The organism is Shinella sp. H4-D48, from assembly GCF_022637395.1.
Classification (GTDB): Bacteria; Pseudomonadota; Alphaproteobacteria; order Rhizobiales; family Rhizobiaceae; genus Shinella; species Shinella sedimenti.
This window is the reverse complement of record NZ_CP093337.1, coordinates 3,124,445-3,138,560: the sequence shown is the minus strand read 5'-3', so window position 1 is coordinate 3,138,560 and position 14,116 is coordinate 3,124,445. Positions and strand designations below refer to the sequence as shown.

Sequence of the window (14,116 nt, the reverse complement as noted above, 5' to 3'; positions counted from 1 at the left end):
TCGATATGAGATGGAAGCGCACGATCCAGCTGCTGGACGTTCACTGCGAAGGCGAAATCGGCAAAGTGGCGATCGGCGGTGTGCCGAAAATCCCCGGCAACACGATCGCCGAGCAGCTCAATCACATCAACACGGTCGACGACAGCCTGCGCCGCTTTCTCTGCCTCGAGCCGCGCGCGGCGGCGACAGGCTCCGTCAATCTGCTGTTGCCGGCCAAGCGCCCGGAGGCCGATGCCGGCTTCATCATCCTCCAGGCCGATCAGGCGCATGCCTCGTCGGGCTCGAATTCGATCTGTGTCACGACGGCGCTCCTGGAATCCGGTATCGTCGAGATGAAGGAGCCGGAGACGGTCGTCGTGCTCGATACCGCCGCCGGCCTCGTCAAGGCGACGGCGACCTGCCGTGACGGGCGCTGCGAAAAGGTCCGGCTCACCATGGTGCCCTCCTTCGTCGAGGCGCTGGACGTGGAGATCGACACGCCCCATTGGGGCCGCGTGCGCTTCGATATCTCGTACGGCGGCATCTTCTATGCGCTTGTGGATGTCGATCAGATCGGCACCAAGATCGAAAAGGCCAATGCCCGCGCGCTGGTGGATGCCGGCATGGTACTGAAGGATCTCATCAATCGTTCCATGAAGGTCGTGCATCCCGAGATTCCCGAGATCAGCGGCATCGCCTATGTGATGTTCCGCGATCGCGATCCTGATGGTCTCGTGCGCACCGCCACCACCATGTGGCCCGGCCGCGTGGACCGCTCGCCCTGTGGCACCGGCAATTCCGCCAATCTTGCCACGCTTCACGCCCGCGGCCTCGCCAAGGTTGGCGATACGTTCCGCTCGCGTTCGATCATCGGCACGGAATTCGAGGTCGGACTGGAGGCGGAGGCCATGGTTGCCGGCCGCCCTGCGATCATTCCCAGCATTACCGGCCGCGGCTGGACCTTCGGCCTGCACCAGATTGCGCTCGACCCGACCGATCCCTTGGCAAACGGTTTTGCCATGACGGACACCTGGGGCCCGCAGGCCGGCGAGATCGTCTGACCGGACGCGAGCTTTAGCGTCTGGTGAAACGGTTGCTGTCTCCGTGGAAACAGAGGGCGCGGCCGGATCGGCGCATAAGGAGATGGCCCAAGCGGGTTGGGCGGTTGACGCCGCCGCCGCCATCGGTTCAAGTCCGCGCCACGTATATCGAAGCGAAAGACATGTCATGAGACCGTCCCATGCACTGAACCCACGCCTTTTCGGGCGACGGCTCTTCCTGGCCGGCGGGGCGCTGACGCTCATGGGGGCCGGGGTCGGAGCGGCGCAGGCCAATACCGTCATCGGCAAGGCCGTCAAGATCACCGGCGATGTGACGCGCCGGCAGGCCGGCCATCTGGAGGGCCTGAGCGCTGGCGCGAGCCTGATGGACCGCGATTTCGTGGCGACCGGCAAGGAGAGTTTCGCGGCCCTGGCGCTGGGCGACGATACGAGCCTGCTTCTTGGCAGTGAGACAGAACTGCTGATCGACAGCTTCATCGCCGGGCAGGGCGGAACGATCGAGCTCGGCACCGGCCAGATGATGTTCGACCGTGCCGAGGGGCTTACCAAGATCGATTTCAGCATGCGCACCGCCTTCGGCATGATCGGCGTGCGCGGCACGAAATTCTTCGCCGGCCCGAGCCGTGATGCGGCCTTCGCCGTCTTCGTGGAACACGGGCTGGTCGAGGTCACTGGCGATGGCGTGACACGTCAGGTCGGCCGCGGCGAGGGCGTGGATTTCGCTGCACCCGGCGCCGCACCCACGGCCGTGGCCCGATGGGGCCAAGCGCGCATCCGCGAAGCCTATGCCAGTGTAGGGGCCGGATAAGGCTGCGAACGCAAATATTCTAGTCGAGCGTGAACAGCGCCATCGTCCCGAAGCCGCGGATTTCGTGGCTGCCGATGGGACGGAGTGTTCGACTGGCTTCGCTCGCGGCGCGCGGGCCGATGCAGATCTGCGTGCCCAGGAACTTGTTGGCGTCCTGCAACCGCGCGGCGAGGTTCACGGCATCGCCATGGGCCGTATAGTCGAGCCTGCCGCCCGCACCGACTTCGCCCAACACGGCGATGCCCGTCTCGATGCCGATGCGGGTCCGGCCGAAGGCCTGTTCGAGGAACAGCGGCCGGTGGCGCATCTCTTCGGTCAGCGCGCGGATTTCGTCGGCGCAGGCCAGCGCCTTGTCGACATGGCCTTCCAGATCATCAGGCGCGTTGAAAAGAGCATGCACCGCATCGCCCACCACCTTGTCCACCATGCCGCCGTGGCGGGCAACGAGCGCGTTGACCTCGGCGAAGTAGATGTCGAGCAGTTTGACGAGATCGTGTGGGCCTATCTTCTGCGCCAGTGCAGAGAAGCCCTCGATATCGGTAAAAAGCGCCGTCACCTGCCGTGCCTCGCCCGCCACACGCCCCATGTCGGGATTGTCGATATAGCGCGAGACGACCGATTGCGGCAGATATTGCGCAAAACGCTGCCGGGCTGTCGCTTCCGCGCGCCGAACATGGGCGTATTGCATGAGGCCGGTGACGAGCGCGGCCGTGGCAACGATAAGCGATACGCCGATCGCATCGGAAAGCAGGCCGGTTCGCTCGTAGAGCAGCACCGACGCGCCGAAGATGAGTCCGATCAGGCCGAGGCCGGAAACCGCGGCGCCGAGCGGCCGAAGACGCGCCGCCGCAAGCGCCGCGGCTGCACCGGCAAACAGAGCAAAGCCGGCTTCGACGGGGGGCAGAAGCGGATCGCGCGTCGGGATGTGGCCGGTCAGGATGGCGTCCGCCAGGTCGGCGTGGATCTGCACGGATGGCTCGAGCGGCATCGAAGCGCTGGTGCGCAGCCCACCCAGATTGGGCAGGCTGCTGCCGATCAGCACGACCTTGCCGGCAAGCTTCTCCGCAGGCACTGTGCCGGCCACCACATCGGCGGCGGAGAAGGTACGTGCCGCGATGGCCCCGGCACCGCTTGCAACGAAGCGCAGGCTGCCGTCCTCATCGAGCCGCAGGACGCGGCTGTCATGGCGAAGCCAAGCCGGCTTGCCGCCCAGCACGGGTGTTCGCGCCCCCGCTGCAAGCCGGGCCACCTCCACGCCAAGCGCGGGATAGGCTGCATTCCCGACGATCGCATAGGCCTGCACACGTCGAACCACCGCATCCTCGTCCCCGACGAGGAAGGCGGCTGCCGCTGCCGATGAGCGGTCCTGAAGGAAGGTGCATGAACTTTCCGTGCCCTCGACGAACCAGAGGTCCGGCACGTCGACGGGCCGGTGCAACGCAAGCTTCGGTACGGGGCGCGGCGCACCATCGAGCGTTTCGCCGATCAGGAAGCCGAGGACGGTCGGCACCTTGCCGATGGCCTGCGCCAACGCCGCATTGGCGGGCACGTCAGGCGCGCAATCCGTACTGAAGATGAAGTCGAAGGCAATGGCGGCGGGTTTGGCGGCCGCAAGCCTTTCGACAAGCGTTGCCGTCTCGGCCCGTGTCCAGTCGCGGTTCGGCACGCTCTGGAAGGCCTTGCGGTCGATATCGACGACGACGATGCGGTCGCTTCGGGTGGCCGGAACCGCCTGGGTGAGCGCGTCGAAATAGAATTCGCGCTGCCGCTCCAGCGCCGTCTCGCCCAGGGCAAGAAGCGCCAGCGCGCCGGCAAGGCTGGCAATGAGGCCAGCGGCGAGGGACCTGTATCTCTTTGCGATCATTGCTTTCGGCAGCCTAGTCGTCGTCCGGCTCTGCTATGCCGTAAAGCCGTCTGACATGGCACTGGATGATGCCGTCCTTGCGCCGGATGGCGCCGGCTTCCTCCAGCGCGAGGATCGAGCGGTTGATCTTCGGTCGGCTCGCGCCGAGAATGCCGGCGATTTCAGTCTGGCTCAGTGCGATCTGGAGATTGGCGCTGTCAGGCAGTTCCTCTCCGTGGATGTTGCGCAGCGTAGCGAGGAAGAAGCGGGCGACCCGTGCATCGAGGTCGTAGAGCGCGATTGTTTCCAGCTGTTCCGTCGTTTCGCGCAGCTTGGTGCAGAGATAGTGGATAACGGCCTGTGCGGCCGCCGGGTTGCGGGCGAGCAGGTCGAGGAAATCGCGCTTTGCGATGACATAGCCTTCCGTCGCCACCGCCGCGGTCGCATCCGCCGAACGCGGCTGGCCGTCGAGGATCGCCATCTCACCGAGCACGGCGCCCGGTTCGAGTTGACGCAACGACAGTTCCTTGCCCTGTGGCGTGATGAGGGAGAGCTTGATGCGGCCGGTGACAAGCACGATGAGATAGGTGCCCTCGTCGCCGCGCTGGAAGATCACCGTTCCCGCCGGCCATTTGCGATAGGTCGCGATCGCAGCGATCTCGCCGATCGTCTCCTTGCTGAAACCCTCGAAAATCGGAAAGGAACGCCAGAATGCGGCACTCTTGTTGATCTCGTTCATGTCCGCGGCCCCCGGCCGGCGCCAAATGCGCCACCCGGCGGAAATCTTCGCCCAGCAGCCGGGCGCTTGCAACAGAAAAGAACGTGCCCTGGCGGCTGCTATCCGCAGATGCGCACGCGCTTCGTGACGGGCCTTCCATAGGCATCCGCCGTTCGGATGCGCTTGGTGATGCAATTCTGCTGATAGTGCCCGTAATAGCCTTCGCCGTAAGAAGCGTCCGCGTGGCTGGCTGGAGTGAAGGGGAACAAGACGCCGGCAAGGGCGAGGGCGAGCAGGGTGGGACGCATGATCTCTCCTGAAAGGGCAGGCGGTATGCACCCTTCTCGCATGGTCCCATGTGCCGCTCTGTTCCGGCGGGAACAGAAGTTCGTTCTCAAAAAGTGAACAATCTGTCTTCCGAACGACCGGCTAGCTTGACGAATGAAAGCTGCTATCTCTGTCGCCAACGCAAACAACGAAGCTTCAGGAGCTTTCCATGCCGCAAAACGCCGTCGTCCTCGTCGGACGCATCCTCCTCGCCCTCATGTTCATCACTGCGGGCTATCCCAAGCTGCTCGATCCCGCCGGCACCGCCGGCATGATCGCCGGTGCCGGCCTGCCGGCCGCGACCGCGCTCGCCTACATTGCCGGCATCTTCGAACTCGTCGGCGGCCTCTTCATCCTCGTCGGCTTCCAGACGAAGATCACGGCCTACCTGCTCGCCGCCTTCTGCGTGTTCACCGCACTCACCTTCCACAGCGGCGCTATCAACATTCCGGATTTCCCGGAAGGCGCAAACGGCCTGCTCACGGTCTTCAACGGCCTGATGATGTGGAAGAACATCACGATTGCCGGTGGTTTCCTCGTGCTTGCCGCCTTCGGCCCCGGTTCGCTCTCGGTCGACGCCCGCCGCGCCGCCTGAACCCGAACACCCGTCTGATCCTCCAGAAACCCTTCCCGCTCCCCGGGGAGGGTTTTTCGTTGTCTCAACGCTGGAAAGCCGACACTCTTGCTGCTATGCGCACGGGGATAGAACCCTGCGGGAGATGCCGATGTTTTCCAATTCCTTTCCGGACCGAGACGTGATGGCGGAGCTGATGGCCCGCATGCTGTGGGAGATCAAGGCGGTCCATTTCCGCCCGGAAGAACCCTACAAGCTCGCCTCCGGCATGGCCTCCCCGGTCTACATGGATTGCCGCAAGCTGCTGTCCTATCCGCGCATCCGCTCGGCCATCATGGATTTCGCCGCCGCGACCCTTACCCGCAATGTCGGCTTCGAGCGTATCGACGTGATCGCCGGTGGCGAGACGGCCGGCATTCCGTTCGCCGCCCTCCTTGCTGATCGCCTCAGCCTGCCGATGATCTATGTGCGCAAGAAGCCCAAGGGCCACGGCCGCAATGCGCAGATCGAGGGCGTGATGGCAGAAGGCGCGCGCGTGCTCGTCATCGAGGACCTCGTAACGGTCGGCGGCTCCATGTTCACCTTCATCGACGCGATCCGTGCCGCCGGCGGCGTGGTCGATCACGGCATGTCGCTGTTTTACTACGGCATCTTCAAGGAAGCCGAGGCGCGCTATGCCAATGGCGGCGTGAAGCTGCATCATGTGGCGACCTGGCGGGATGTTCTGGCCGTGGCGCGTCAGGAAAAGCTCTTCGATGACGCGACGCTCGCCTCCGTCTCCTCCTTCTTCGATGCGCCACTGGCCTGGTCGGCCGCCCATGGTGGTGTCTCGGAACTGCCGACATCCTAAAAAGCGCTGGCGCTTTCCGCCGCGATTGTTTAAATCGATTGAAATTCGGTTGGAGGAATTTCGATGATCCTGTGTTGTGGTGAAGCGCTGATCGACATGCTGCCGCGGACGACGACGCTCGGTGAAGACGCTTATGCGCCCTATGCCGGTGGCGCGATCTTCAACACGGCCATCGCGCTCGGCCGCCTCGGCGTGCCCACTGGCTTCTTCACCGGCCTGTCCGATGACATGATGGGCGATATCCTGCGCAAGACGCTGCGTGAAAGCGGCGTCGACTACAGCTATTGCGCAACGCTGTCGCGCCCGACAACGGTCGCCTTCGTCAAGCTGGTCGATGGTCATGCCACCTACGCCTTCTATGACGAAGGCACAGCCGGGCGCATGATCACCGAAGCCGAGCTGCCGGCGCTGGGGGATACGTGCGAGGCGCTGCATTTCGGCGCGATCAGCCTCATTCCGGAACCCTGCGGCACGACCTATGAGGCGCTCCTGAAGCGCGAACACGGAAAGCGCGTCATCTCGCTCGATCCCAACATCCGCCCCGGCTTCATCAAGGACAAGGACGCGCATATGGCCCGGATCCGTCGGATGGCGGCGATGGCCGATATCGTCAAGTTCTCCGACGAGGATCTCGCCTGGTTCGGTCTTGATGGCGATGAGGATGCCCTGGCCCGCTACTGGCTGCACCACGGCGCCAAGCTCGTCGTCGTAACCCGTGGCGCCGACGGCGCCGTCGGCTATACGGCGGAACACAAGGTGACGGTGCCGAGCGAACGCGTCAGCGTTGTCGATACGGTTGGTGCTGGCGATACCTTCGATGCCGGCGTGCTGGCCTCGCTCAAGATGCAGAACCTGCTCACCAAGCAGCAGGTGGCCAGGCTCGAGCAGGAGCAGATCGCCAAGGCGCTGGCGCTCGGCGCCAAGGCTGCGGCCGTCACCGTCTCCCGCGCGGGCGCCAATCCGCCCTGGGCAAACGAGATCGGGCTCGCCTGAGCGACATCCCGCTAAGGGGAGCCGCTTGGCACCCCTTCATCCCCCTGTCATCGCGGCATGGTCAAAAGGGGCCATGCTCGATCACACTGCTTCAGATTCGCTTGTACCTGTCCCGACAAATGGCCGGGCGTCCACCGTGCTCGTCGTCACCGATGCCTGGCGCCCACAGCTGAACGGCGTCGTGCACACGCTGGAGGAACTGGCGCGGTCCATGGCGGAGGAGGGGGTCGAGGTCGTCTTCCTCACGCCGGAAAAGTTCGCGACCGTCCCGCTGCCGTCCTACCCCGAAATTCGGCTGGCGCTTGCCTCCTCGCGGCGCGTGCTGGCCGAGATCGAGGCAATCGCGCCCGACTATATCCACATAGCCACCGAGGGCCCGCTCGGCATGGCGGCGCGCCGTGCCTGTCTCAGCCGCAGGCTGCCCTTCACGACGGCCTATCACACGCGTTTTCCTGAATTCATCAGCGCCCGCCTGCCCATTCCCGAAAGCTGGAGCTACTGGTGGCTGCGCCGTTTCCACAATGCCGGTGAAGGCATGATGGTGGCGACGAAGTCGCTCGGCACGGAAATGGCGGCGCGCGGTTTCGTGCGCATCAAGCGCTGGTCGCGCGGCGTGGATACCAAGCTGTTTGATCCCGCCAAACGTCGCGATCTCGGACTGCCAAGACCGATCTTTCTCAATGTCGGGCGTGTCGCGGTGGAGAAGAACCTTCCGGCCTTCCTAGGTCTCGACCTGCCAGGCAGCAAGGTCGTGGTCGGCGATGGGCCTGATCTCGCCATTCTGCGCCAGCGTTATCCCGATGTGCACTTCCTCGGCCGCAAGACCGGCGAGGATTTGGCGCGCGTCTACGCCTCGGCCGATGTCTTCGTCTTCCCGAGCCGCACGGATACGTTCGGCAATGTCATGCTCGAGGCGCTTGCCAGCGGCGTTCCCGTCGCCGCGTTCCCGGTGACGGCCCCGCGCGACGTGTTGGGTGATGCCGGCGTTCTTTCGGAAGATCTGCGTGAAGCAGCACTCGCCGCTCTCGACATCCCCAAGGATGTCGCGCTCAGCCGGGCCGCGACCTACAGCTGGCGTGCCTGCGCGCTGGAGTTTCTGGGCAATCTCGCCCGCGTGCCGCGCGGTTCCTTCGCGGCACGCCGCTTCAGCCTTCGCTAGGCATTTCCAGGCGAAGCGGGATCGCTTCGGCATCGGACAATGCGGCAAAACAGAAAGCCGGATTACTTCGCCGCCCTCAGCAGTGCGGTGACAAGGCCGGCGGTCGAGGAATCGTGGCCTGCGGCACTCTCCTTACCCTCGACGACTGGCAGTAGGCCCGTCGCGAGCTCCTTGCCCAGCTCCACGCCCCACTGGTCGAACGAGTTGATGTTGAAGAGCGCGCCTTCGACGAACACACGATGCTCGTAGAGCGCGATCAGCCGGCCGAGCGCGAAGGGCGTCAGGCTGTCGTGGACCATGGTGATCGACGGGCGGTTGCCGGAGAAAACGCGGTGCGGCGCGATCCGGTCGGCCTTCGCCTCGTCCATGCCCTTGGCGGTGAGCTGCGCCTTGGCCTCGGCGAAAGTGCGGCCCTTCATCAGCGCTTCGGACTGCGCCAGGCAATTGGCGATCAGCAGCTGGTGCTGGTGGCGCAGGCTCTTCTCGTGGCCGTTGGCCGCGATCATGAATTCGGCCGGAATGATGGCCGTGCCCTGATGGATCAGCTGGTAGAAGGCGTGCTGGCCGTTCGTGCCGGGTTCGCCCCAAACGACCGGGCCGGTCTGGCCTTCGACGGGCGTGGAATCCATCGTCACCGACTTGCCGTTCGATTCCATGTCGAGCTGCTGAAGATAGGCCGGGAAACGCGACAGCCGCTGGTCATAGGGCAGGATCGCGCGCGAGGGGTAATCCAGCACGTTGCGGTGATAATAGCCGATCAGGCCGAGCAGCATGGGGATGTTTTCGCGGATCGGCGCGGTGCGGAAATGGGTGTCGATGGCATGGCCGCCCGCCAGGAAATCGGCAAAGTTCTCCTTGCCGATAGCGATCATCAGCGGCAGGCCGATGGCCGACCAGATCGAGTAGCGCCCGCCGACCCAGTCCCAGAAGCCGAAGACGCGTTCGGCGCCGATGCCGAAGGCCGCGACCTTGTCGAGCGCCGTCGAGACCGCGCAGAAGTGGCTGCCGACCGCGGCCTCGCCCAGCGCGTCGGCGATGAACCTGCGCGCCGTCGCGGCATTGGTCATCGTCTCGATGGTGGTGAAGGTCTTGGACGCGACGATGAAGAGCGTCGTTTCCGCGTCGAGCAGCTTCAGCGTATCGGCGATATGCGCGCCGTCGATATTGGAAACGAAGTGCAGGCGCGGGCCGTCGTGATAGGGTGCCAGCGCCAGCGTCGCCATGACGGGGCCGAGGTCCGAGCCGCCGATGCCGATATTGACGACGTCCGTGATCTTCTTGCCCTTCGCGCCTTTCAGGGCGCCGGAGCGCACGCCGTCGGAAAACGCACCCATGGCATCAAGCACGGCATTGACGTCGGGCATGACATCCTTGCCCTCGACGAGGACGGGCGTGTTGGCGCGGTTGCGCAGCGCCGTATGCAGCACGGCGCGCTCTTCGGTGATGTTGATGATCTCGCCCGCAAACATCGCGTCGCGCTTCGTCTCGACGCCGGCGTTTCGGGCAAGCTCTTCCAAGCCGTCCAGCACGGCGTCGTTCACCGCGCATTTGGAGAAATCAAAGAGAAAATCTTCGACTGTGATGCTGTAGCGGGAGAACCGTTGCGGATCGGCCGCGAAGGCCGCCCTTATGTCTGTGGCATTGGTCTCGCGAACGATGGATTTCAGCTTTTCGACAAGCGCGTTCATCGGCGTGTTCCTCGGGCCTTGGGACGATGCCGGTTAGCTAGTCGCTTTGGAGGGCGCAAATCAAGACCGCAAACGCGCCTTCCGCGAAAAAATTAAATCGGTTTAACCGGGGCTGTGTCAGCCCCGGAGGTCCTTGCGCAGGATCTTTCCGACATTGGATTTCGGAAGGTCGGCGCGGAATTCGATGAATTTCGGCCGCTTGTAGTTTGTCAGGTTGGCGACGCAATGGGCCTTCACGTCGGCCTCCGTCAGGGCCTCGTCCTTCTTGACGACGAAGAGTTTCACGGCCTCGCCGGAATGTTCGTCGGGCACGCCGATTGCCGCGCATTCCAGCACGCCGGCCAGCGACATGGCCACTTCCTCCACTTCGTTGGGGAAGACGTTGAAGCCGGAGACGAGGATCATGTCCTTCTTGCGGTCGACGATCTTGGTATAGCCTTCCGAGGTCATGAAGCCGACATCGCCGGAGCGGAAGAAGCCGTCCGGCGTCATCACCTTTGCCGTCTCGTCTGGCCGCTGCCAGTAGCCGGCCATGACCTGCGGCCCGCGAATGCAGATCTCGCCGACCTCGCCGAGCGCCAGCGTCTTGCCCTCGTCGTCGCGGATCTCGATATCGGTGGAGGGTAGTGGCAGGCCGATCGTGCCGGTGAAATCGGGGCTGTCGAAGCGGTTCGCGGTGGCGACCGGCGAGGTTTCCGACAGGCCGTAGCCTTCGGTCACCGCGCAGCCCGTGATCTTCTGCCAGCGCTCCGCAACCGGCCGCTGCACCGCCATGCCGCCGCCGAGCGTCAGCACGAGCTCGGAGAAGTCCAGCTTCTCGAAGTCGGGGTTGTTCATCATGGCATTGAACAGCGTGTTGAGGCCGGGAAAGATGTGGACGCGGTACTTGCCCAGTTCCTTGATGAAGGCCGGGATGTCGCGCGGATTGGCGATCAGCACGTTGTGGCCGCCGAGCGCGATGCCCATCAGCCCGTTCACGGTGAGTGCGAAGATATGGTAGAGCGGCAACGCACAGACGAAGACGAGCTGCTCGGGCCGCTTCTTGATGCGGAAGACCGGCTCGATCCACAGCTTGATCTGCTCCATGTTGGAAAGCAGGTTGGCATGGGTGAGTGTCGCCCCCTTGGATATACCCGTCGTGCCGCCGGTATATTGCAGGAAGGCCGTATCGCCAGGCGAAATGCCCACCGGCTTCAGGCTGTTTTGCGCCCCCTGGCTCATGACCTGCTTGAAAGGTGTGTGTCCCGGAAGCGACCACGCGGGCACGAGCTTCTTGATCCTGCGCACCACGAGATTGACGATCAGCCCTTTCAGACCGAGCATGTCGCCCATCGTCGTGACGACGACGTGGCGAACGGCGGTGCGCGCGACGACCTGTGCCACGGTGCCGGCGAAATTCTCCAGCACGAACAGCGCCTTGGCGCCCGAATCCTTCAGCTGGTGTTCCAGCTCGCGCGGCGTGTAGAGCGGATTGACATTGACCACGACGAGACCGGCGCGCAGAATACCGAAGATCACAACCGGGTTCTGAAGGATATTGGGCATCATGACCGCGACGCGGTCGCCCTTTTCCAGCCCCTGCGCCTGCAGCCAGACCGAGACCTTTTTGGAGGCTGCGTCGAAGTCGCGGAAGGTGAGCGTCTTGCCCATGCTGGTGAAGGCCGGGCGGTCGGCGAAGCGGGCGCAGCAGCTTTCCACCAGAGCGCCGATCGATGAATGGCCAAGCGGTGCGATCGTTTCGGCCATGCCCTCGGGATAGGAGGCAAGCCAGAAACGGCCGGACGCTTCGGTGGATGGCTTCTGTTCAATGGCCGACATGGGGTTCCTCCTCGTGGGCGCGTGGGGCATCGTCCGTCCTGCGGTCACCGCATGGTCCTCCAACCGTCCGGTGCGAACAAGATGATGCTTTTGGCGGGCGCCATCAAGCACCATGGCTATCTTACATTGACGTAAACGTCAACAATCGCCCGTCTCGTGCCCGATAGCTTTTTCGTGAGGCCGCCCGGCTGCGGCGTCTCACCACGCCAGCGATGAAAAAACCACGTATATGTTTAACATTCTTCGGATAGACCTTATCTAGAGGCCCGGCCTGCACGGCCCCAATGGAGTAGACGAGTTTGCCGCAATCGGAACATCGCAGAAATGAGCCCCGGCTGATCGGTATGGCGCGCCCGAGCGGAGCGGCGCTCATCTCGCCGACATCGGCGGCGCGCTGGCTGCTTGTCCTCGTCGTGCTGGCCGGCATTTACTTCTTCCATGGTTTCGTGGTCCCGGTTCTGGCGGCCCTCGTCATTGCCTTCGCCAGCTGGCCGCTCTATTCGCGCCTGCTCGCACAGGTCAATGGCAACCGCACGCTCGCCGCCTCCATCGCGATCCTCCTCATTCTCGGCTTCATCATCGGGCCGATCATGATCGCGTCGACCTATGCCTTCCACGAAATCCGCGAGTGGATCGGCTGGGCGGTCGAGACCAATCGCACGGGCGCGCCTACGCCGGACTGGATCGGCGCGCTGCCTGTCATCGGCGGCTGGCTCGATATGCAGTGGACGCGCTTCCTCGATCATCCCGGCGCCATCGGCGAACTGACGCAGATCGTCAGCGGCGCCAATATCGGCAACATCTACCGCGTGGCCCTTGCGGCCGGCGGCAAGGCCTTCGGCCTCCTGCTCGCCATGCTGTTCATGCTGATTGCCCTGTTTTTCATCTATCGCGATGGCCAGTCCTTCGCCGCCCAGGTGGATCGTCTCGGCGAGCGTATCCTGCCGATGCGCTGGGAGCGCATCTCGCGCATTGTTCCCGCTACCATCAGCTCCACCGTCACGGGCATGACGCTGATCGCCATCGGCGAGGGTATCGTGCTTGGCGTCGCCTACTGGATCGCTGGCGTGCCCTCGGCCGTCACGCTTGGCGTTCTCACCGGCGTCATGGCGCTGTTTCCGGGCGGCGCGCCGCTCTCCTTCACGCTGGTCTCGATCTATCTCGTGTCCAGCGGCTCGCCCATCGCCGGCCTCGCGCTGTTCATCTGGGGCTCGGTGGAACTCTTCATCGTCGACAAGACGCTGCGGCCGCGCCTCGTCGGTGGTCCGATCAAGCTGCCCTTCCTGCCGACCTTCTTCGGCCTGATCGGCGGCGTGAAAACCATGGGCTTCCTCGGCCTGTTCATCGGCCCCGTGCTGATGGCGCTGCTGGTCGCGATCTGGCGTGAATGGATTCGGGAGATCGAGGCCACGGATCCGCCCGCCGCAATCCGCCTGGACGCCCGCCCGCAGACGCCGGACCTGCCTGAACGTGGGCGCAACGCCAGCTGACGATGCAGTTTTGCCGCGTCGTTTACGCTGCGCTTCGGCGATAGATGGCAGCGGCCGCGCCGACCAGTTCGGCATTTCCGGATGCCTGTTCGCCGTTCACGAGCAGGCGCCCGTCTTCCAATCCGATGCGGGTGGACCAGTGTTTCCGGTGTGCCTGTGCAACGAAGTGCCAGACAGTCGCGTCGAAACCGTGAAGCAGGATCGGCCGGACAATATTGGCGCTTGCAAGAACGCGCTCGATACCATCGGCAATCGCATCGGCCCTGGCGAAATCCTGCTCCTCGATCTCTATGAGGATGCGAAAGATGCGGTGGCTGTCTGCAAGTGAAGCGAACCGTTCGGCATCGGCAATGGTGGCCAGCCCCGCCTCCACGCCGACACCGATATGATGCAGCAATCCGATGACGGCGGGCGCATCCGGCTCCGACAGATTGACCGAGGCATAGTCGGGCAGCACGCGCCAGCGGGAGATGCAGTCCCGCGTCCGCTCCACGTCGCCCTCGATCCAGGCGCCCGTCGATACGCCGATGAGCGTTCTCGGGCAGGCGCGTCGCACGGCCAGCATCGTTTCATCGTTGGCCGCCAGGCTTTCGCGTCCGTCGGCACCGCGCGGGTGGATGTGCAACTCAGCCGCGCCCGCCGCAATACAGCCCGCGCCGTCGGCGGCCATGGCGTCTGCGGTAGTGGGCAAGCGCGCATGGTAGTCGTGGGGCCGTGCCCCGTTCAAACAGGCCTGTACGATCATCGCAAGCTCCGTGTAACTGCGTCAGTCTAGCGGCGTCCGCACGGTTCGCAAGGTGGCGGGGCC

At 64.2% G+C, this 14,116-nt stretch carries 13 protein-coding genes; 7 read left to right on the top strand and 6 right to left on the bottom strand.

The features are described from left to right. The first annotated feature begins 5 nt into the window (after positions 1-5). A complete protein-coding gene (locus MNR02_RS15445; protein WP_241947413.1) occupies positions 6-1,040 on the top strand; it encodes a proline racemase family protein in 1,035 nt (344 codons plus the stop codon). A gap of 166 nt (positions 1,041-1,206) precedes the next feature. After that, positions 1,207-1,848 carry a FecR domain-containing protein gene (locus tag MNR02_RS15440; RefSeq protein ID WP_241947412.1) on the top strand — a complete coding sequence of 214 codons (642 nt, stop codon included), beginning with the start codon at positions 1,207-1,209 and terminating at the stop codon, positions 1,846-1,848. A 19-nt stretch (positions 1,849-1,867) separates the two neighbouring features. Here the strand turns inward: MNR02_RS15440 and MNR02_RS15435 are convergent, their stop codons facing one another. From MNR02_RS15435 to MNR02_RS15425, 3 genes are all read right to left on the bottom strand, one after another. Then, positions 1,868-3,709: a CHASE2 domain-containing protein gene (locus MNR02_RS15435; RefSeq protein ID WP_371746754.1), complete on the bottom strand. Its 1,842-nt coding sequence runs from the start codon at positions 3,707-3,709 to the stop codon at positions 1,868-1,870. 16 nt (positions 3,710-3,725) lie between these two features. Further along, a complete protein-coding gene (locus MNR02_RS15430; RefSeq protein ID WP_241947410.1) occupies positions 3,726-4,430 on the bottom strand; it encodes a Crp/Fnr family transcriptional regulator in 705 nt (234 codons plus the stop codon). Between the two features lie 98 nt (positions 4,431-4,528). Then, the gene (locus MNR02_RS15425) at positions 4,529-4,717 is read right to left on the bottom strand and encodes a hypothetical protein (protein WP_241600074.1); all 189 of its coding nucleotides are present in this window, start codon (positions 4,715-4,717) and stop codon (positions 4,529-4,531) included. 188 nt (positions 4,718-4,905) lie between these two features. Here MNR02_RS15425 and MNR02_RS15420 point away from each other — a divergent pair, with 188 nt between their 5' ends. From MNR02_RS15420 to MNR02_RS15405, 4 genes are all read left to right on the top strand, one after another. Further along, positions 4,906-5,331 (top strand): DoxX family protein, encoded by a 426-nt coding sequence (locus tag MNR02_RS15420; protein WP_241947409.1) that lies wholly within the window; start codon positions 4,906-4,908, stop codon positions 5,329-5,331. 130 nt (positions 5,332-5,461) lie between these two features. Then, positions 5,462-6,160, top strand: a complete 699-nt coding sequence (locus MNR02_RS15415) for an orotate phosphoribosyltransferase (protein WP_241600078.1) — start codon at positions 5,462-5,464, stop codon at positions 6,158-6,160. Between the two features lie 63 nt (positions 6,161-6,223). Next, positions 6,224-7,153 (top strand): carbohydrate kinase, encoded by a 930-nt coding sequence (locus tag MNR02_RS15410; protein ID WP_241947408.1) that lies wholly within the window; start codon positions 6,224-6,226, stop codon positions 7,151-7,153. Positions 7,154-7,226: 73 nt separating this feature from the next. After that, positions 7,227-8,312, top strand: a complete 1,086-nt coding sequence (locus MNR02_RS15405) for a glycosyltransferase family 1 protein (protein ID WP_241947407.1) — start codon at positions 7,227-7,229, stop codon at positions 8,310-8,312. Positions 8,313-8,374: 62 nt separating this feature from the next. On the opposite strand, the gene pgi is transcribed toward MNR02_RS15405, so the two are convergent. Further along, positions 8,375-10,000, bottom strand: a complete 1,626-nt coding sequence (gene pgi, locus MNR02_RS15400) for a glucose-6-phosphate isomerase (RefSeq protein ID WP_241947406.1) — start codon at positions 9,998-10,000, stop codon at positions 8,375-8,377. Positions 10,001-10,117: 117 nt separating this feature from the next. Beyond that, on the bottom strand, positions 10,118-11,818 hold the full coding sequence (locus MNR02_RS15395) for a long-chain-fatty-acid--CoA ligase (protein WP_241947405.1): 1,701 nt from the start codon (positions 11,816-11,818) through the stop codon (positions 10,118-10,120). A gap of 344 nt (positions 11,819-12,162) precedes the next feature. Between MNR02_RS15395 and MNR02_RS15390 the strand changes: the two genes are divergently transcribed. Continuing rightward, a complete protein-coding gene (locus tag MNR02_RS15390; protein ID WP_241947404.1) occupies positions 12,163-13,308 on the top strand; it encodes an AI-2E family transporter in 1,146 nt (381 codons plus the stop codon). 22 nt (positions 13,309-13,330) lie between these two features. Here MNR02_RS15390 and MNR02_RS15385 read toward each other — a convergent pair whose 3' ends face one another. Further along, positions 13,331-14,053 (bottom strand): 3-keto-5-aminohexanoate cleavage protein, encoded by a 723-nt coding sequence (locus MNR02_RS15385; RefSeq protein WP_241947403.1) that lies wholly within the window; start codon positions 14,051-14,053, stop codon positions 13,331-13,333. Positions 14,054-14,116 lie beyond the last annotated feature (63 nt).